Annotated in this window: 16 protein-coding genes; 3 read left to right on the top strand and 13 right to left on the bottom strand. The window is 61.0% G+C overall.

The features are described from left to right. Positions 1 to 111 precede the first annotated feature (111 nt). Together HW554_RS14280 and HW554_RS14275 are read left to right on the top strand one after the other, a co-directional pair. On the top strand, positions 112 to 660 hold the full coding sequence (locus HW554_RS14280; RefSeq protein WP_176909250.1) for a hypothetical protein: 549 nt from the start codon (positions 112 to 114) through the stop codon (positions 658 to 660). After that, positions 657 to 2,900, top strand: coding sequence for an ATP-binding protein (locus tag HW554_RS14275; protein WP_176909249.1), 2,244 nt, complete (start codon positions 657 to 659; stop codon positions 2,898 to 2,900). Before HW554_RS14280 ends, HW554_RS14275 begins: the two co-directional genes overlap by 4 nt. Positions 2,901 to 2,919: 19 nt before the next feature. Here the strand turns inward: HW554_RS14275 and HW554_RS14270 are convergent, their stop codons facing one another. The 13 genes from HW554_RS14270 to HW554_RS14210 form a co-directional block, all read right to left on the bottom strand. Beyond that, entirely contained in the window at positions 2,920 to 4,071 is a 1,152-nt protein-coding gene (locus tag HW554_RS14270) for an AIR synthase-related protein (protein WP_176909248.1), read from the bottom strand. 137 nt (positions 4,072 to 4,208) lie between these two features. Further along, positions 4,209 to 5,723 (bottom strand): amidophosphoribosyltransferase, encoded by a 1,515-nt coding sequence (gene purF / locus HW554_RS14265; protein WP_176909247.1) that lies wholly within the window; start codon positions 5,721 to 5,723, stop codon positions 4,209 to 4,211. A 16-nt stretch (positions 5,724 to 5,739) separates the two neighbouring features. Beyond that, a complete protein-coding gene (purN, locus tag HW554_RS14260) occupies positions 5,740 to 6,411 on the bottom strand; it encodes a phosphoribosylglycinamide formyltransferase (RefSeq protein WP_246285249.1) in 672 nt (223 codons plus the stop codon). After that, positions 6,395 to 7,681, bottom strand: a complete 1,287-nt coding sequence (gene purD / locus HW554_RS14255; protein ID WP_218134727.1) for a phosphoribosylamine--glycine ligase — start codon at positions 7,679 to 7,681, stop codon at positions 6,395 to 6,397. Before purD ends, purN begins: the two co-directional genes overlap by 17 nt. Positions 7,682 to 7,709: 28 nt before the next feature. Next, positions 7,710 to 8,183, bottom strand: coding sequence for a DUF6985 domain-containing protein (locus HW554_RS14250; RefSeq protein ID WP_176909246.1), 474 nt, complete (start codon positions 8,181 to 8,183; stop codon positions 7,710 to 7,712). A gap of 10 nt (positions 8,184 to 8,193) precedes the next feature. Then, positions 8,194 to 8,334, bottom strand: a complete 141-nt coding sequence (locus tag HW554_RS14245) for a hypothetical protein (RefSeq protein WP_176909245.1) — start codon at positions 8,332 to 8,334, stop codon at positions 8,194 to 8,196. Positions 8,335 to 8,372: 38 nt separating this feature from the next. Beyond that, on the bottom strand, positions 8,373 to 9,305 hold the full coding sequence (locus tag HW554_RS14240) for a phosphoribosylaminoimidazolesuccinocarboxamide synthase (RefSeq protein WP_176909244.1): 933 nt from the start codon (positions 9,303 to 9,305) through the stop codon (positions 8,373 to 8,375). A 116-nt stretch (positions 9,306 to 9,421) separates the two neighbouring features. Continuing rightward, positions 9,422 to 11,011: a phosphoribosylformylglycinamidine synthase subunit PurQ gene (locus HW554_RS14235; RefSeq protein WP_176909242.1), complete on the bottom strand. Its 1,590-nt coding sequence runs from the start codon at positions 11,009 to 11,011 to the stop codon at positions 9,422 to 9,424. Between the two features lie 2 nt (positions 11,012 to 11,013). Beyond that, a complete protein-coding gene (locus HW554_RS14230; protein ID WP_176909241.1) occupies positions 11,014 to 14,226 on the bottom strand; it encodes a phosphoribosylformylglycinamidine synthase subunit PurL in 3,213 nt (1,070 codons plus the stop codon). 125 nt (positions 14,227 to 14,351) lie between these two features. Further along, complete coding sequence (gene pyrE, locus HW554_RS14225; protein WP_218134725.1) at positions 14,352 to 14,966, bottom strand: orotate phosphoribosyltransferase; 615 nt, start codon at positions 14,964 to 14,966, stop codon at positions 14,352 to 14,354. A gap of 105 nt (positions 14,967 to 15,071) precedes the next feature. Further along, complete coding sequence (gene pyrF, locus HW554_RS14220; protein WP_176909239.1) at positions 15,072 to 15,833, bottom strand: orotidine-5'-phosphate decarboxylase; 762 nt, start codon at positions 15,831 to 15,833, stop codon at positions 15,072 to 15,074. A 115-nt stretch (positions 15,834 to 15,948) separates the two neighbouring features. After that, positions 15,949 to 16,794, bottom strand: a complete 846-nt coding sequence (locus tag HW554_RS14215; protein WP_176909238.1) for a dihydroorotate dehydrogenase — start codon at positions 16,792 to 16,794, stop codon at positions 15,949 to 15,951. A 216-nt stretch (positions 16,795 to 17,010) separates the two neighbouring features. Beyond that, positions 17,011 to 17,358 (bottom strand): amino acid--tRNA ligase-related protein, encoded by a 348-nt coding sequence (locus tag HW554_RS14210; RefSeq protein WP_176909237.1) that lies wholly within the window; start codon positions 17,356 to 17,358, stop codon positions 17,011 to 17,013. An 816-nt stretch (positions 17,359 to 18,174) separates the two neighbouring features. Between HW554_RS14210 and HW554_RS14205 the strand changes: the two genes are divergently transcribed. Then, entirely contained in the window at positions 18,175 to 18,747 is a 573-nt protein-coding gene (locus HW554_RS14205; RefSeq protein WP_176909236.1) for a DUF4468 domain-containing protein, read from the top strand. Positions 18,748 to 18,792 lie beyond the last annotated feature (45 nt).

The following is an 18,792-nucleotide window of genomic DNA, read 5'->3' as shown; positions in this document are numbered from 1 at the left end:
GAGGTCGCACTGCCTTTTACCGGCCCGGCCGGTTCGTTCGTTCCGCTTCTCAGGCGTACCGGTCGGATACCGCTGCTGCTGCCAGCACAAAAGGTATTTCCCCCCCGACTTATGAAGATGCCCCTGTGGATTTCGCTACTGCTGTTGCTGCTTTGGCCCGTACTGACCCAGGCCCAAGACAAGCCTGTGGCCGGTTTTTCGACCCAGAAAACGCTTGTGTATCCGGTAAGCAGCGCCGACCGGCTACCCGCTGCCATTGCCTGGTATACCGATTTTTTTGGTAAGCCCCCCACCCTTGTCGAACAGCGCGTGCCATATCCTTACGCCCTGTTCAATGTAGACGGTGCAGAGGTGCGGCTGGAAACCGACCCCCAGTTTTTGCAGCTGCGCGAGCCGGTATTTTACTGGACCCTGCCAACGCCGGAAGATGTGGTAGCCAAATTTGAGATGCTGAGCGCAAACCGGGCCAACAAGTTCAACGGTGGCCTTTTCAGCAAGATGCGTCAGCTCGACAGCAGTCGTCCCTCGTCATCCGAAGTACGGCCGGCTGCCGGCAGCACCGGCACAGAGGGAGTAACGCAGGTACGGGGGTTCATTGTTTTAGACCCTGAAGGCAACCAGATTGGCGTTATCAATAACCCGGTTTACCCACCCAAATGAACCAAGGCCACCCGCCTTTCACCGGCCCACCCGGCTTGTTCGGTTTGCCTTTCCGGCGTATCGGCGGGCTGCTGTTGCTATGGCTGGTGCTGGCAGCGGGTTTGGTTGAGCAGCGGCCGGGCTGCGCGCAGAGCCGCAACGCCGACAGCCTGCGCCACCTGCTGCGCACCAACCGGCGGCTCGATACCCTGCGGGTACAGCGCCTGCATGAGCTGGTAATGGAACTGGCAGCTGTGAATGCCCCTCAGGCCCTGCAGCTGAGCCACCAGGCCCTGCGAATCTCGCGGCAGCTCGCCGATACGCCCTCCATTGGCCGTAGCCTGCTCTGGATCAGCATTCTGCAACGCCGCTTACCCAACTACGACTCGGCCCGACATTATACCCTGCTGGCCCAGCAGCTATACGCCCGCCGCCGCGACCGGCCCCGCGAGGCACGCGCCTGCCTCGAACTGAGTTTGATTGACGCGCAGCAAACCAACCTGACGGCCGCCCTGACGTGGGGGCTGCGCGGGTTGCGCCTGGCCGAGCAAACCGCTGACCTGGGAGTACAGACACAGCTGCGGGCCATTATCGGGGACACGTACGGCAAGCTGGGCGACTACACCAGCGCCCTGCCCATACTCGACCGGGCCCTGCGCGACGGCCACCGCCTGGGCGACGACCAAGCAGTGGCGGCCGTGCTCAATAGCCTGGGTAGCGTATACCAGCGGCTGCGTAATTGGCCCGCAGCTCTTCGCTATTTCAGGCGAGCGGTGGCCGTGTGCCACCGGATGGGTGATATGCAGAACCAGCTGGCCAATGAAATTGGGCTGGCCGAGGTATACATTGAGCAGGGCCAGCCGGTTCGGGCCCTGCTACACGGCCGGCTGGCCCGCGCGCTGGTCAGGAGCACCCAGGACGATTTCAACCAGCCCTCGGTAGAACTGCTGCTGGCGCGGGCGTTCCTGCTGCTGCACCAGCCCGACAGCACGCTGATGCTGGCCAGCCACGCCCGGGAGCTGAGCCGAAAAACCCGCAGCAACGGCAACCTGGCCGCAGCTACCGAGTTGCTGGCCAAGGCCTACGCCGAGCTGAACAATTATCCGGCGGCCTACCAGCAACAGCGTTTGTTTTCGGCTTACCAGGATACGCTGGCCGGCGAAGCCACGCAGCGCAAAACCAGTGCCCTGCGCTACGGCTACGAACTCGACCAGAAGGAAACACAGATTGCTCTGCTCACGCAGACCCGGCAGCTGCAAGCCCAGAGAAGTGCCCGCCAACGCCTGCAGCTGTACGCGCTGCTGGCCGGCTTTGTGGGTCTGGTGCTGGTGGTAGGGCTGCTGGGCCGCAATGTGCACCTCAAGCAGCGCATCAACCGCAATCTGAATGCCCAAAATGCCCAGGTTGCCCGCCAGCGCGACGATTTGACCCGAGCACTGGCCGACCTGACCCAGGCCTTGGACCGACTCAAATCGACCCAAAACCAGCTGATTCAGCGCGAAAAGATGGCCTCACTGGGTGAGCTGACAGCCGGCATTGCGCACGAAATCCAGAACCCGCTCAACTTCGTCAACAACTTCTCGGAGGTGAGCACCGAGCTGGTGGAGGAGTTTATGGACGGCCCCTGGCAGCAGCTGCCAGAAGCCGAAAAAGCCTACGCCACCGAGCTGCTGGCCACGCTCACAGATAACCTCCACAAAATAAGCCAGCACGGCCACCGCGCCGACAGCATCGTGAAAGGCATGCTGCAGCACTCGCAGGCCAGCGCCGGAGTATCCGAAGCCGTTAACCTGAACACCCTCGTTACCGACCACCTGACAATGGCCTACCAGCTGTTCCGGTCGAAAAACCCCAGCTTCAACGCCACCCTCGTTACCGACCTGAGCCCCCAATTACCGGCTGTGCGGCTGGTACCTCAGGATGTAGGCCGGGTGCTGCTCAACCTGTTTGCCAACGCCTTTTATGCCCTGGCACAACGCCGCAACCACGGCCTGCCGGACAGTCCCCTCAAGCTGGAAGTACACACCAGTCTGCTGGCCCGGCAGGTACAGATCCGGATTCTGGACAACGGCATCGGCATGAGCGAGGAAACCCGCCAGAAGGCGCTGCTGCCCTTTTTTACCACCAAACCACCCGGCGAGGGTACTGGCCTGGGCCTGTCGCTGAGCTACGATATTATCGTGCAGGGTCACGGGGGCACACTTAACATCAGCAGCCAGCCTAGTGGCGGCACCGAGGTTACGGTGCGGCTGCCCCGCTGAGGCGGAACTGGCGCTCCGTCTATCCTTCGTAGCGCAGCTCGCCCGCGCCTACCTGCAGCGTCACGCCCGGTTCGGCCGTAATGCGGCCCGCTACCTGGGCCCGGTAACCGTTGCCGCGCAGGCTGGCTACCACAGCGGCGGCTTCGTCGTGGTCGGTTACCAGCAACATACCGTTGCCCATATTCCAGTAAAGGTAGGCTTCCGGAGGCGTGATACCGGCCAGCAGGGCGAGCTGCTGCATGGCGGGTAGCGGCTCAAATAGGTTGCTCAGCTCGGCCCCAACGCCGTTTTTAAGCACCCGCTTGAAGTTGTCGGCCAGCCCGCCGCCGGTGATGTGGGCGGCCGCGTGCAACGGCAGGCCCGCATCGAGCACCGCCGCTATGCCCGGCGAGTAGATGAGCGAGGGCGCCAGCATGACCTCGCCCCAGGTTTTAGCGTTGGCAGTTGTCAGGTGTTGGGTGTCAACGTTCAAACCAGCCGCATTTTCTTCGCTGTAAGGCGCTTCGTGCCACTTTTCGCCGAAGGCTTTGGTGAGGGCGCGGCGGGCTAGTGAGTAGCCGTTGGAGCGGAACGAGGGCGAATGCAACGCCACCACGGCCTGCCCGGCGCGCACATTGGCACCGCTTAAGGGCCGTTCCAGGCTGGGGTGCAGCACGCCCACGGCCGTTGAGCACCAGTTGAAATTCATGCGGGCGCCGGGGTAGCCGCCGATGCGGTTGCCGAGCTCGGCAATTTCGCCGCCCGTTACGGCTATCTGGCTGAACTGGGCCGCATCGTGCAGGCCGTGCATGAGCTCATCGACCACCGTATAGTCGAGCGTGTTCACGTCGATGATGTTGGAGAGGTTGGTGGGCACGAAGCCGGCCACAATGAGGTCGTCGGCCACCATGGCAATCAGGTCGTAGCCCAACGTGTCGTAGCGGTCGAGGCGCTCGGCCACTTCAATCTTGGTCCCGATACCGTCGGAGCCGATGCCCAGTCGCTCATTGCCAAAGCGGATTTCGTTGGAAAAACCGCCGGCCAGGTCGCGGGCCGGCTCGCCGGGCTTGCCGGCGCGGGTGGCAAAGGTTTTCTGGGCCCACTCGTAGGCGTTGCGCGAGGCGGCGTTGCCTTCTTCGATGGAGTAACCGGCGGTGGCTTTAAGATTGGTATCGGCGGAAGTCTGGCTCATGGCAGGAGAGAATCGAAAAGAAGTCTGTCATCCTGAGCGAAGTGAAGGACCTTACCACGCCTGAATTATTGCTGAACGATGCCATTCAAGTGTGATAAGGTCCTTCGCTTCGCTCAGGATGACAGGTGTTTGCTGAATTAATGTTCTGTAGGAGCCGGGGATTTGGCGCTTACTGAGGGCACGGCATCCGCAGCAGACTTTTTCGACTTGTCGCCGCGGTGGCTTTCGCGCTCCTCCTGAATGTGACCCAAGTATTTGGTGATGTCGCCGGTGGGGTAGTTGCCGGTGAAGCAGGCGAAGCAGCCGCCGCCGTGGCCCTTGTCCTCGGCAAACAGCTCCTGCAAGTCTTCTACTGATTGGTAGATAACCTTGTCGGCCTCGATGTAGCGGCAGATTTCCTCCTCCGTGTAGTTAGCCGCAATCAGCTCGGTGCTCATGGCCATATCGATGCCATAAATGCAGGGCGCAATAATGGGCGGGGCGCTGCTGATGAAGTATACCTCGGCTGCGCCCGCCTCGCGCAGAATCCGTACGATGCGCCGTGAGGTGGTGCCGCGCACGATACTGTCGTCGACCACGGCTATCTTCTTGCCCTCCACAAACTCGCGGATGGGGTTGAGCTTCTTGCGCACGATATCCTCGCGACCGGCCTGGCTGCTGACGATGAACGAGCGGCCCATGTGGTTATTTTTCACCAGCGCCCGGCGGTAAGGCACGCCAATGGCCTCGGCCAGCCCGGAGGCCGCAAAGTAGCCCGACGAAGGCACATCAATCACCATATCGGGCTGGATACCCGACTCAATTACCTTGCGGGCCAGCATTTTGCCCAGCCGCACCCGCTCGCGAGCCACCAGCCGGCCATGAATGGTGGAATCTTCGCGGGCGAAGTAGATGTGCTCGAACACGCAGAACGCCTTGGGCAGGCTGTACGGGTTCTTGTAGTGCACCTCGAAGTTGTTGTCTATAAAGATGGCCTGCCCCGGCCCCACGTTCTTGATAAACTCGAAGCCCAGGTAATCGAAGCAGGTGCTTTCGGAGGTGAAGGCATACACCGGACCGGCCTCCGTGATGCGGCGGCCCAGCACCAGCGGCCGGATGCCCAGCGGGTCGGTGAAGGCCAGCATGCCGTGGCCGGCAATGATGGTCACGGTGGCGTAGGCACCTTTTACCAGCTCCTGGGTGGTCTCCACCGCATCAAAAATATCGACTACCGACAGCGCATCGAGGTTTTTCAGGCGCAGCTCGGAGGCGAAGGTGTACATAATAAGCTCCAGGTCGTTGCTGGTTTTGGGCAGCACGTGGTACTTTTCGTGCAGGCGCTTGGCAGCCGAACGGAAGTTGATAACGTTACCGTTGTGCACCATCGCCAGCCCAAACGGGTAGCTGGTGGTAAACGGCTGGGCCAGCTCCGCATCGCCCGAACCCTGGGTGGTGTAGCGGGCGTGGCCGATGCCAATGTTGCCCTTGAGCTTGCGCAGCTGCTTGGGCCGGAACACGTCGGAAATCAGCCCGTTGCCTTTGCACAGGTGGAAGTTGCCATCGAAGGTGGCCATACCGGCCGCGTCCTGCCCCCGGTGCTGGAGCGCCGTCAGGCCAAACACAATGTCGTGGGCAACATCATCGGGGCCGTAAAAACCTACAATTCCGCACATCTTGAGTTATCGGTTGTCAGTTGCCAGTTGCCAGGCCGCTGGGGTGGGGTACGCTGTTGGAGTCCTTCAGAGAAGGGTTTACCGAGTGTCGTTCTTCAATCAATTCGGCCAACGCTTTTGCGTACAGCTGATGCTCGGCCAGTAGCCCGCGACGCTCGACTTCGGCCAGGGTGGCGGCTCCGCGAAGGTCCACGGTTTGCTGGGCCAGAATGGGACCGGTGTCTAATCCTTCATCAACCAGATGCACCGTTATTTTGGTTTCAACCAGCTGGTTATCAAAGGCCCATTCGTAGGCATGCAGGCCCTGGTGCTGGTGGGTGTCGGCGGGATGAATGTTGAGGATGCGGCCCGCGAAGGCGCGCACGAACGTAGGCGAGAGGATGCGCATATAGCCGGCCAGCACCACGTAATCGGGCTGGTATTGGCGCAGGATTTCTACCACTTCGGCATCATAGTCGGCGCGCTGACGGCCCTGGCTGCTGAGGCTGGCCGTGGGGCAGGCCAGCGCGGCGGCCGTGGCCAAACCGGGCGCGTCGGGGTGGTTGCTGAACACCAACGCCACCTCGGCCAGCTCGCGCAGCATGCCGGTCTGGGCCGCCGTTACCAGCGCCACCATGTTGGAGCCCCGGCCCGAGAGCAGGATGGCCAGCCGGGCCTTGGAGGCGCTATGGTTACCAGTTGTTTGCAAGGACGGGTTCCGGCCGCTGGCCGATATCAGTGCGGAGGTACATGTCCTGAAAGTTAACCCGGGCCGCTTCGCGGTACACGTACTGCACGGCATCTTCCAACTCAGCGCCATGGCCCACCAGCACCAGCACCCGACCGCCGTTGGTCACCAGCTCACCAGCCGCATTATGGCTGGTAGCCCCATGAAATGCGAGGATGCCGGGGTGTAGCTCCGAGAGGCCCGTAATGGGAAAACCAGTCGGAAAGCCACTGGCTGGGTAGCCGCCCGACGCCAGCACCACGCCCACATAATGGCCGGGGCGTTGGCGCACGGTGGTCTGGGCCAGCGTGCCGTCGAGGGTGGCTTCGAGGAGCTCCAGCAGGCTGCTTTGCAGAGCCGGCAGCAGCACTTCGGCCTCGGGGTCGCCGAGGCGGGCGTTGTATTCGAGCAGCTTCGGACCCTGGGGCGTGAGCATGATGCCGAAGTACAGGAAGCCCTTAAAGTCGAACTGCTCGGCCTGGATGCCCTCCAGCGTGGGGTCTATAATCTGGGTGCGGATGGCGGCCAGGATGTTGTCGTCGGCGAAAGGTACCGGGCAGTAGGCGCCCATGCCGCCGGTGTTGGGGCCCTGGTCGTCGGCCAGCAGCTGCTTGTGGTCCTGGGAAGGAGCCAGCAGGCGGATACGGTTGCCGTCGGTGATACCGATGATGCTGATTTCGGGGCCGCTGAGCTTTTCTTCGAGCAGGAAGCTGAACCAGCCGCTGTGGTGAGCCTCCAGGTCGTCGAGCGCGGCGTGCGCTTCGTCTACTGAAAAGCACACATACACGCCTTTGCCGGCGGCCAGCCCATCGAACTTCACCACTACCTGCCCGTCCAGCTCGGCCACTTTGGCGCGGGCTTCGGCCAGCTTATCACTACGAAACTGCCACGACATGGCAGTAGCTACCCCGTGGCGGCGCATGAAGTTCTTGCTCCACACCTTCGAGCTTTCCAGCATGGCCCCCGCCCGCCCCGGCCCGAATACCCGGATATCGGAGCCGACAAAGTAGTCGGCCACGCCAGCCGCCAGCGGGGCTTCGGGACCTACTACCAGTAGCCTGGCGCCGTGTTCTTCGCAGAAGCTTTTGATGGCCGGAAAGTCGAGGGCGCTGATTTCGGGGTGGCTGTTGGGGATGCCGGCGTTGCCGGGCAGCACGTGCACGATGGCGCCATCCTGGGTGAGTTTCCAGGCCAGGGCGTGCTCGCGGGCCCCGCCCCCGAGGAGTACTATGATTTTATGGCTGTTGCTCACTATCGTGTGGTTGATAAGTCAAAGAAGATCAGTCATAGAAGGAAAAAGCCTCCGCGTCACCTCCTACCTCTACAATTTGCCAACTGCGGAATTGCAAGCCAAAGCCATGTTCTTCCTCCCAGTCGCAAGTAAAGCCTAAGCCAAAACGACCAATTTCCGGCTCTTCTGGGAAGTAGACAGCTCGTAGTTGATAAAGACGTTGCAAATCCAGTTCGTTTTCTGCTTTTGGGCTAACGAATTCCTCACCATAAATACGTCCGAACTCCCGGCAGATCATCTTGTAGTGTTCGAAAGCGGCATCCGCTACTAGTTTTTCCAATGCTGGCAGCCGCTTCAACACTGCATCTACAGCTGCAACAGACTCAGGTGGAAGTTCCTCGCCCTCGGCGTATTCTCCGAAGGAAAGGCGAACAGGAGACTCGGTTTGCAGGAAGCTCAGGGGCACCCGGGCTTCCAGTCCTTCAAACTGATCAAAGCGCAAATACTCTTTCCAGTTGTTCATTATCAGCAAACTATATCACATGAAGCTCCGCGTCGGCGGCGTGACACTTAGCTTTGGTAGCGCTGATTTTCCGGCTCAGCTGCTCGTGCAGACGGGGCCGGTTCAGGAGGCGCACGGCTAATTGGGCGGCGTTGTCGGAGCGGACTAACATGAGGTTAAGAGCAGTGGGAAGCATATCTACCGACAATTTTAGTCTTCTTTCATGATACCAGCGCGCACCAGGTTGGCCACGAGGCGGGCTTGTACGTCGCCGCCGGGCGTGGTTTCGTTGCCGGTGGGCAGCGGGGCGCCCGTGATGCGCTCATAGATGTCGAGGTAGCGGCGGCTGGCTTCCTGGGCCACTTCAGGCGGGAGGGCGTGCGGATACTGGCCGTCCTGCTTGTTGGCGATGAGCCACTGGCGCACGTACTCCTTATCCATCTGCTCCGCCGCCTCGGGGTTGCGGGCGTAGTCGTCGGCGCTCCAGAAGCGCGACGAGTCGGGCGTGTGGATTTCGTCAATCAGCATCAGCTTACCATCGAACAAGCCGAATTCATACTTGGTGTCAACCAGAATGATATCGCGCTCGGCCATCCAGGCCGAGGCAAAGTTGAACAGCTCCAGCGCCTTCACCCGCATCTGCTCGTACAAATCAGCCGACACCCAACCTTCGCTCACGAGGCTCTCGGGCGTGATTTCGCGGTCCGATTCCTCCTTGGTAGTGGGCGTAACGATGGGTTCCGGGAACTGCTGGTGCTTGGTCAGGCCGTCGGGCACGGTTACGCCCGAGAAGGTGCGCTGGCCCTGCTGGTAGCCCCGCAGCATCGAGCCAGTGATGTAGTTACGCACCACCATTTCCACCCGAATCGGCTCGGCCTCGTGGGCCAGCGTCACGTTGGGGTCGAGCAGGCGGATAACGTGGTTGGGCACGATGTGCTTCGTTTTATCAAACCAGAACGCGGCCAGCCCGTTCAGCACCGCCCCCTTGTGGGCCACGGGCGTATCGAGCACCGAATCGAAGGCCGAAAGCCGGTCGGTTACCACCAGGAGCCGCTCGCCCGAGGGCGCCCGGTACGAGTCGCGGACTTTGCCGCGGTGCAGGAGCTCGAGCTGGGGAGTGTCGAAGTGGTTGAGCGTGTTCATATGGTAACCCCTCCCCCCGGCCCCCTCCCCAAAAGGGAGGGGGAGCCAGACGAGGATGTGCGGGGTAGTTTAAGTAGTTGATGAATTATACTGGTTTTGTTGGAGCTTCTTGAAGCTCAAGTTTGATGCTGAGTTAGGTGAGCTTTGATTTGCTGGATTACCCGAGCGGGATTATGCAGGATTTCCTGGTTGCTAAAGCGCAATACCTCGTACCCTAATTCTTGGAGTACCGTGGTTCTATCTTTATCGTAAGCGGCCTGCTCAGCATCGGCGTGAATTTCTCCGTCGGCTTCCACTACCAGCTTAGCCGACAAGCAAACGAAGTCCACGATATAGGAATCGATGGCGTGCTGCCGCCGAAACTGAACACCCAGTTTCTCCCTTCGCAACTCATCCCATAGCTTGGCCTCAGCTTCAGTCGGTTGCTTGCGATTCTCCCGCGCCCAAGGTCCCAGCGCTTTCCATTTCTGAGGCGTGGTAGTGAAAATATGTTCCTGAGCAGTCTGGAAATCCCCGACAGGTTCCGCTACCATCGAATCGTCACTACCAATCGCCACATTCCCATCCATCGCTTGGCTCCCCCTCTCTTTTGGGGAGGGGGCCGGGGGGAGGGGTCTGCCAGGGAGGGCAGCCGCATGCTCCACGATATTGCGGAACAGCTTCAGCCCCTCCCCTTCCTCGCTCAGCCCGGGGTCGGCGCGTTTGCGGCGGGCCCAGTCGGGGTGGTTATATAAGGAGAGGAAGGCTTCGGGATGGGGCATCAGGCCGAACACGCGGCCGGTGGTGTCAGTCAGGCCGGCGCAGTGCAGGTCGGCGCCGTTGGGGTTGTGCGGGTAGGCAGCGGTGGGCGCGCCGGCTTCGTCGAGGTAGCTGAGGCAGTTGAGGCCCCGGGATTCGATGGCGGCGGCGGTTTCGGGGCTGCCGATAATCAGGCGACCCTCACCGTGGCGCACGGGTACTTCCAGCGTGTCCATTCCACGTAGGAAAGGCGTGTTCGACTTCGGGTTGACTTGCAGCCGCACCCAACGGTCTTCGTAGCGGCCCGAGGCGTTGTGGGTCAGCGTTACTTCGGGCGTTACGGTGCCGGCCAAGTCGGGCAGCAGGCCCAGTTTCACCAGCACCTGGAAGCCGTTGCAGATACCGAGCACGTGCTTGCCGCCGGCCACAAACTCCTTAATATCGTCGAGCAGCGTGCGGCCCTGGTCGTTTTTGCGGTAGCGCAGCTTGTTGGCCAGCACCACGCCCGAGCCCAAATCGTCGCCGAACGAGAAGCCGCCGGGGAAGTTGAGGATGTCGTAATCGTGGATGCTCACGTGGCCGTGCAGCACCTGGTTGAGGTGCACCACGGTGGCCTCGGCCCCGGCCAGCTGGTAAGCGGCCGCGAATTCCTCTTCGCAGTTGATGCCGAAGCCGGTCAGGATAAGGGCCTGGACTTTGGAGTTGTCAGTTGTCAGTTGCGAGTTGTCAGGCTGTCCCTTTCCCGAGTTGTCAGTTGTCGGTTGTTGGTTGTCAGGCCGGTTTTTCGCTGTCTCCTCGGTGCTGCTTTTCAGCGGCTCGTTTGATTCGTGGCCGCCGTCGACGCTTTTGTAGCCGGGCAGCATAATGTTGCCGTCGCCGTCTACCATTTCGTAGCCGGGGTCGGCGGGCCGGGGGCGCGGGGGCAGGTTGAGGTCGGGCAGGTTGGGCTGTTGCTTGTCGTCTTCCATGGTTACTGCTGCGCGGTTTCGTGCTGGCCGAAGCCGATAATCCGGTTCACCGGGCCGTTGGTCCATTCGTGGCGCAGGGCAGCGCAGTCGGCCGCAATAACCGGCTGGCCCGCATGGCTTACGGTCAGCTGGCCGTTGGCCGTTACGCGGCCCAGGCGGGTGGCGCGGCCACCGAAGTGCTGCTCGAAAGCCACCACATCTTCCGGGGCCACCGTAGCCACGAAGCGCGAGTGCGACTCCGAAAACAGCTGCACGGGTACTGGCAGAACCCCTCCCCCGGCCCCTCCCCAAAAGGGAGGGGAGCCAGACGACTTCTCATCAGAGGCTAACGTAAGCCCCTCCCTTTTGGGGAGGGGTTGGGGAGGGGTCACCGGTAGTTCTACTTCAGCCCCAAAACCGTAGCCGAACGTGGCCTCGGCCAGCGCCACCGCCAGCCCGCCGTCGCTCAAATCGTGGCAGCTTTGAATCAGGTTCTGGTCGTTGGCCTCTCCTATTAATATGTAGAGTGCCTTGGCGGCTTCGAAACGCACCTGTGGGACGTTAGCGCCCAGCTCGCCGAAGAGCTGGTAGAACTCCGAGCCACCCAGCTCGTCGTAGGTTTCGCCCAGCAAGTACACCACGTCGTCTTCTTGCTTGAAATCGGAGGTGATGGTGCGGCGGACGTCCTCAATTTTGGCGGTCATCGAATACAGCACCGTGGGCGGCACCGAAATCTTCACGCCGTCGGCCTTGAAGTCGTTTTTCATCGAGTCCTTGCCGCTCGTGAGCGGGATGCAGTAGGCAGCCGTGGCGTCGCGCAGGGCCTGAGCCATACGTACCAGCTTGGCCAACTTGAACTTGCCGTCGGGGTTGCTCACGGGGTCGTACACCGAATCGGGCACGCAGAAGTTGTCGTTGACGGACCAGAAGTTGCCGTCGCCGTAGCTCAGGTTCGGCAGCTTGCCGCCCACGGCCACAATCTGGCGCACAGCCTCGTCAAACGAGCCCGCCGACATAGCGTACGGGTCCAAATCACCGAATCGGGGCAGAATGCCGTTGCTCACGGCCACGCCTTCCCAGCTCTCGAAGTTGAAACGCACTACGGCCGCATCCTGCGGAGCCTGCCCCGTCGCGCCCATCAGCGGCTTGATGATGGTGCGGCCCTTCACCTCGTGGTCGTACTGCCGAATTACCGACTCGCGGGAGCAGATATTAAGGCTGCCGAGCAGGCGGGTGAGGATGCTGGTGTACGTGACCCCTCCCCAACCCCTCCCCAAAAGGGAGGGACTTGCGCTAGCCTCTGATGAAAAGGTATTTGGCTCCCCTCCCTTTTGGGGAGGGGTTGGGGGAGGGGTCGGCTCCCTCAGCGTCGGTTTGCTCCACTCCGCCTCCAGCACCTTGCGCGGCACGCCGTCGTGCAGGAAGTCCATACTGATATAGGCCACCGGCTTGTCGGCGAAGCGCACGTCGAGGTAGCCGTTGGCGGTGAAGTAACCGATGTCGGTCAGCTCCACTTCCATCTCGCGGCCCAGGGCCAGCAGCTCCTCCATTTTGGCCGGTTCCACCGCCAGCGTAAACCGCTCTTGCGACTCCGAAACGAAGATTTCCCAAGGGCGCAGACCGGGGTATTTCAACGGTACATCGGCCAGTTCCACCACGGCCCCGCCGCTAATGGTGGCCAACTCGCCGACGCTCGACGAAAGGCCACCCGCGCCGTTGTCGGTGCTGCAGCGGATGAGGCCGCGGCGGGTGGCCAGAATCAGGAAATCCATGGCCAGCTTCTGGGTGATGGGCGAGCCAATCTGCACGGCCGTGGCGGGCGAGGTTTCGTCTAGTTCAATAGATGAAAACGTAGCGCCGTGGATACCGTCTTTGCCCACCCGGCCACCGGCCATGATGATGCGGTCCTGGGGCTCGATGTGCTTTTCCCACGAATCGAGGCCGGCCAGCTGCATGGGCAGCACGGCCCCGGTGCCGCAATACACCAACGGCTTGCCGGCATAGCGGTCATCAAACACGATGCTGCCGTTCACCGTCGGCACGCCCGACTTGTTGCCGCCGTCCTCGATACCCTTGCGCACGCCTTCAAAAATGCGGCGCGGGTGCAGCTGGTTGCTCAGCAGCGTGCCATCGAACTCGGGGTTGCCGAAGCACAGCACGTTGGTATTGAACAGCAGCTGCGCCCCCCCGATGCCGGTGGCCAGCGGGTCGCGGTTGTTGCCCAGAATGCCCGTAATGGCCCCGCCATAGGGGTCGATGGCCGAGGGCGAGTTGTGGGTTTCCACCTTCCAGACGAACAGCGAGTCGGGGTTGATGCGCACGGCCCCGGCATTATCAGAAAACACCTTAATCAGCCAGTCGTTGCCGTTGGCCCGCAGTTGGCGGTCCACTTCGGCAGTGGCGTCCTTGATGTAGGTTTTGAACAGCGAATCCACCTCGAACGCCTCACCGGTGTCTAGGTCGCGGTACTTAATCAGGGCCGCAAACTCCTTGTGCTTACAGTGTTCCGACCAGGTCTGGGCAATAATTTCCAGCTCGCAATCCATCGGGTCGGTGGGCAGCCCCGCGGTCGTGCGCTCGGCCTGCATGCCGGCGTAATGGTCGCGTACGGTCTGCATTTCCTCCAGGTTGAGGGCGTACAGGTTGTCTTTTGACAACTGCACCAGCTGCTCGTCGGAGAGGCCGGTTAGCGGCACCGTTTCCGTAATGGGCTCGGCCCCGCCACCGGGCCGCGGCGTATAGTCGCGGATGTCGGTGAGGGGGCCGGTTTCGAAGCGGTTGATTTGCTTGTTGCCCAGCAGCTCCTGGGCCAGGCGGCGCAGGTCGGCTTCGGGCAGGGCTTGTTCGAGGAAGTAAAGCCGCTTGCTGAAAATGTGCTGGGTGTGGGTGTCGAGCGGCTCGTTGAGCAGGTCGCCGAGGGCGTTCTGGGCCGAAATGCCCTCGTCGTCGGTCACGCCGGGCAGCTTGGCTACCAGAATGTAGCTGCGGTATTCGGGACCGTGGCGAAACTCGTCGAAGGCAACTTCGTGCAGCACCGGGTCTTGGAGGCAGCGGGTGGCGAAGTCGCGCAGCTGCTGGTCGGTGAGGGGGTAACGCACCGTGTAGAGGGCGGTGCTTTGCACGCGGCCGGTGTGCAGGCCCAGGTGGCGGCGGGCGGCCTCGGCAATGCGTTGGCCCTCCCCATCATGTTGGTCGGGCCGAAGCAGCAGCTGAATGGTTCTCTGGGTAGGTTCCAAAAGAGCGGTGTTATCTATTTTTCGGTTCCACGCCGAGGCCCACCAGGGCCCCCGTGGGGAGCACACCCCACGCAGGGGTACGCCGAAAATGCCTTGCCGCCGGGCCGTTTGCCGTCGCGGTAGGTTTAAGAAAACGCTTTTTCCGGCCGACTGCCGGGTTTCACCACCGGAACGCCTGCCCGGCAAAGCGGGCAATCGTCGGGTGCGTAGGTGGCCGCCGTTACCGGCAGCAGGGCAAAGTTCGGAAAATTCAGCGCAGCATTACCACTGGTGCGGTCAATTAAACTCGCCACGGCCAAAACTTTCCCGCCCAACTCGGTCAATAGTCGCGCTACTTCATTGGTGCTCTTACCCGTAGTCACTACGTCCTCGGCAATGATGATTTGCTGACCCGGCTCAATCGTGAAGCCCCGACGCAAACTCATCTGGCCGTTTTCGTCGCGTTCCGTAAAGATGCCGGGCACGCCCAGCTGCCGGGCCAGTTCGTAGCCCATCACCACGCCGCCCATGGCCGGCCCCACCACCAAATCGGGCGCCAGGCCGGCGGCTTTTATCTGGCGGGCCAGCTCGGCGGCGGCCGGCGCAGCCAACTCGGGCCAGCGCAGAAACCGGGCGCACTGCACGTAGGTATCCGAATGCAGCCCCGACGAAAGCCGGAAGTGCCCGCGCAGCAGCGCATCTTCCCGCAGCAACTGCTGCTCCAGGAGCTCGGGGGTTAAGTTGGGTTGCGAGGTAGTCAAGGGAGGAAGAAAGGAAGTTGTGCAGGTTGGATTAGGTAGCAAAAGAACGTGTCATGCTGAGCGCAGCGGAGCGGAGTCGAAGCATGACACGGCCTGTTCATTCTATTATGCCTCTACGGCGCGCAGTTCATTGATTTGTGCTACCAGCTCGCGGGCCGTGGCGGCCGCATCTTCCGCCTGCCAGAGGGCGCGGGAAGTATTGATGAGCAGGCCGGCGCCGTCGGGGCGCAGGCCGGCGCGCAACGTGGCAGCCAGGTCGCCGCCCTGGGCACCTACGCCGGGCACCAGAAACCACTGCTCGGGGCAGATTGCGCGTACATCGGCCAGCGCGCCGGGGTAGGTGGCCCCTACCACGAGGCCGATGCCACCAATTTCCGCATCGAGTCGGCAGGCTACTGTGGCTACGCCGTGGGCCAGCGAGCCACCGCGGGTCAGGGCCATGTTCTGCATCGAGTACTGCGACTTGTTGCTGGTTTTTGACAGCACGAACACCATTTTGCCCTCGCGCACGAACGGCCGCACCGCGTCGTCGCCCATGTAGGGGTTCACCGTCACGGCATCGGCCCCCACCACATCGTAGGCAAAGCGGGCGTAGTGCTCGGCCGTGCTGGCAATGTCGCCGAACTTGCCGTCGAGTATCACCGGAATGTCTTTCGGAATCCGCTGTACGGTTTCCTTGAGCAGCTGCACGCCATTTTCGCGGCTCAGAAAGAAGGCGAGGTTGGGCTTGAAGGCGGCGGCAAACTCGCTGGTTTGGTCCACGACTTCGGCCAGCCGTCGGGCTACGTAAGCATCGTCGCCTACAGGGTCGAGGCCCACGCAAAGCAACGAATTGGCCTTTTGAATACGCTGAATAAGCTTTTCCATATCAGGGTGGGATGTAGCGCGAAGCTCCAGCTTCGCAGGGTGTTAAACGGTGGACTTTGCGCTGTTCAGCATCAGCAACGATATGCGAAGCTGCAGCCTCTCGCTAGTGTTACTGCTACTGCGGTATTGCTACTGAGGTATTGCACTCGGCAGCCAGCCGGGCCGAGAGGCCGGGTTCCAGCCACTCGCCGCTGCCAATTTGCACGGCAGCCGCGCCGCAGCGCAGGTAATCCGTCACGTGGCCGGCCGTGAAAATGCCGCCGGTACCAAACACGGGCAGCGTCAGCTGCTCATCGTGGGCCAGCTCCCACACGCAGCGCAGGGCCACTGGCCGCAGCGCCTCGCCCGAAAGGCCGCCGGCCACGGGTGGGGCGGTGGCATCGTCGGGCAGGTGCAGGGCCTTGAGCAGGTTGGTGGCGGCAATGGCATCGGCCCCGCCCTGCTGGGCGCCCAGCGCCAGCCCGCGGATGTGCTCGGGCCAAGGTGGCAGCTTCACCACCACCACGGCATCGGGGCCCAGCTCGTCGCGCACGGCCCGGGTGGCTTCGCGCACGAAACCGGCCGTCAGCTCGGCCCCGTTGCCGGTGTCGGGCTGAGTGATGTATACCTCCACACCCGCAATCTGGCTGCCTACTTCGCGGGCCAGAAACCGGGCAATTTTGCGGAAGCCCGGCACGCCGGGGGCCGTAATGCTCACCAGCACCGGTACCCCAAACCGGCGCAGACCGGGCAGAAACTCCTGCACCAGAATCTCGGCGCTTTCAGTGCGCATGTTGCTGGCATTGAGCAGCGTCTGGTCATTTACCTGCCAGATACCTTCCTCGTAATGGCCGGGCTGTGGCTCCATCGTTACGGTGCGCGTGAAGATGGCTCCCAGCCGTTCGTACCCGTCGCCCGCCAACTGCCAAGGAGCAGCGGCCAGACACACCGGGTTCTGTAAAGTGAGCGTACCGAGTTGCATGGCTGTAAGTTAGTTATCGGTTAGAGAACCGTCATGATGAGCTTATTGAAGCATCTTCACCGCTTCGTTGCAGTAGTAATCAAACAGCAGATTTACCATTGCGGTAGAGAGGCGTCGACTACGCTCTGCTGCGCTCAGCATGACGTTTCTTTTCAACCTCCTTATAAATAAAGCAAAACGCCCGGCCAATGACCGGGCGCTTGCTAGAAAGGAAGGCTAGACTACGTTTTCGCGGTTGATGAGGAAGGGTACACAGTCGCGGATATCGGTCTGACCGAGGATGAACTGAGCCACCCGGGCCATACCCACGCCGACACCGGAGTGCGGCTTTACATCGTGCTCCTTGTGGAAGTCAAGATACCAATCGAAGTCGGAGAGTTTCATGCCTTGATGGATGAGGCCTTCGAGCATCGAGCTGGTTTCGAGTTTGCGGGCGCCGCGTGTTATGGCGTCCCATACGTTAATCACGGCCATACGCTTGGGGCCCGTGCTCAGGTTCATGTTGCGGGTGGCGGCAGGAGCGGCAGCTACCATCTGCTGGGCAAAGGTGGTGTTGTCGTTCAAGCTGGCGGGTACCGGTATGGGTGAAAAAAGAAGAATGAATCGGAGTCAGGCGCTTCGCCGGTTGCTATCAGCCGAATGGGCCGGGCACAAAAAAACCGCTTCAAAAACCGAAGCGGTGAAAGGCGGAAAAGCCAGAAAAGCAGCCGAATTAACAAAAGAAACAACGGAGGAAATGACCTTTCGGTCATCTCGCAGGACGGCGTTTCGCTCGGTCCCGCGCTTCATTGGGGAATGTTGGTGTAGCTGAAGCACGATACAAAAGTACCAATTCGCTTTACCTCTGCAAGTTTTTAAACGTTACCGTTATGTTACCAAATTGTTAAGTCAGCCATTTCATCGATCTACTACCCGCTATACCAGCGGCAGCTATCAGTCTGTAAATCAATTAAATTAAACCCGAAATTCTATTTCTCGCAACGAGTAACGGCATCTTACCTTTGCTCTTTATTCGATACCGGACACAATTTTTCAGATTCTCTTGACATCGGCATAATCCTATTCGCGTAATTTCTCCTTAATGGTCCTACACTATATAGGAGCATAAATCCACCTCGCTCCCCCACCTATTTCCTGTTTTTGCCCCAATTCGGCCGAGCCCACCGCAACTGCGTTGGCACCCGGGCAATCGGGTGCAGCCTTTGGCCACTCACCTACTGCGGCCCGGCTTAGCAACCACGTTCAGACAGCTGGCTTATAGGAATCCGAACATATTAACATAATTATAACAGGCCTGTTTCTTGCTAAACTCGATTCACCGTCTAACTTTGCTAAGGACGCATTTTTGAGCCCTTTGTTCTTTCTTTTCTACTCGCAGCTATGAAAAAAGTACTACTCTCGCTTTTGGTGGCGGGCTCTCTTGCGTTGCCCCATGCGGTACGCGCGCAGGCGCCCGTGCCGGTTAACTACACCGAGCAGGTGGTAGTGGAAGGTGCCGGCCGCAGTGCCCTTTACACCCGCGCCCTTAATTGGGCCGAGCACAAGTTCACCTACGCGCCTACCACCGCCCTGGTAGCCGACCCCACCAAGTCGGTCATCCGGGTTACGGGCACCGGCAAGCTGAAGCCGGTAGACGCCCGCGGCCAGGACCAGAGCCTGATCGTTTTGTTTACCTTCCGTTTCCAGGCCACCGACAACGGCTACAGCTACCAGGTTAGCTCGTTTGAGGTAGTGCCCGACCCGAAGGCCCCCTCGCAGAAGGTACCGCTGGAGGAATACCAGGCCGAGTTGCGGGCCAGCCGCAACAACGCTAAAACCTTCAACGACCGTCGCCTAGGGGCACAGGCTACTTCGCTGGCCAGCGAAGCCGCCATGTCGTTCCGCTCCTTCATGAACAGCCAGCCCGCCAACGACCACGTAGGCGTAGCCGATGAACAGCTGGGAGCCCAATAGCCGGCTTAGAGCAGATTTCAAGTCAGTGTACAGGATTTGCCGTAG

The sequence above is a fragment of the Hymenobacter lapidiphilus genome, assembly GCF_013377885.1.
GTDB classification, from domain to species: Bacteria; Bacteroidota; Bacteroidia; order Cytophagales; family Hymenobacteraceae; genus Hymenobacter; species Hymenobacter lapidiphilus.
Note: the sequence above shows the minus strand (reverse complement) of the source record. Positions and strands in the feature narration are given on the sequence as shown.

Coding starts and splice junctions, on each gene's coding strand:
- purF (WP_176909247.1), bottom strand. CDS start 5,723: ATGTGCGGAATTGTAGGTTTTTACGGCCCCGATGATGTTGCCCACGAC.
- HW554_RS14240 (WP_176909244.1), bottom strand. CDS start 9,305: ATGAACACGCTCAACCACTTCGACACTCCCCAGCTCGAGCTCCTGCAC.
- HW554_RS14205 (WP_176909236.1), top strand. CDS start 18,175: ATGAAAAAAGTACTACTCTCGCTTTTGGTGGCGGGCTCTCTTGCGTTG.
- HW554_RS14235 (WP_176909242.1), bottom strand. CDS start 11,011: ATGGAAGACGACAAGCAACAGCCCAACCTGCCCGACCTCAACCTGCCC.
- HW554_RS14280 (WP_176909250.1), top strand. CDS start 112: ATGAAGATGCCCCTGTGGATTTCGCTACTGCTGTTGCTGCTTTGGCCC.
- HW554_RS14275 (WP_176909249.1), top strand. CDS start 657: ATGAACCAAGGCCACCCGCCTTTCACCGGCCCACCCGGCTTGTTCGGT.
- HW554_RS14215 (WP_176909238.1), bottom strand. CDS start 16,794: ATGCAACTCGGTACGCTCACTTTACAGAACCCGGTGTGTCTGGCCGCT.
- HW554_RS14270 (WP_176909248.1), bottom strand. CDS start 4,071: ATGAGCCAGACTTCCGCCGATACCAATCTTAAAGCCACCGCCGGTTAC.
- HW554_RS14245 (WP_176909245.1), bottom strand. CDS start 8,334: ATGTTAGTCCGCTCCGACAACGCCGCCCAATTAGCCGTGCGCCTCCTG.
- pyrF (WP_176909239.1), bottom strand. CDS start 15,833: ATGGAAAAGCTTATTCAGCGTATTCAAAAGGCCAATTCGTTGCTTTGC.
- HW554_RS14250 (WP_176909246.1), bottom strand. CDS start 8,183: ATGAACAACTGGAAAGAGTATTTGCGCTTTGATCAGTTTGAAGGACTG.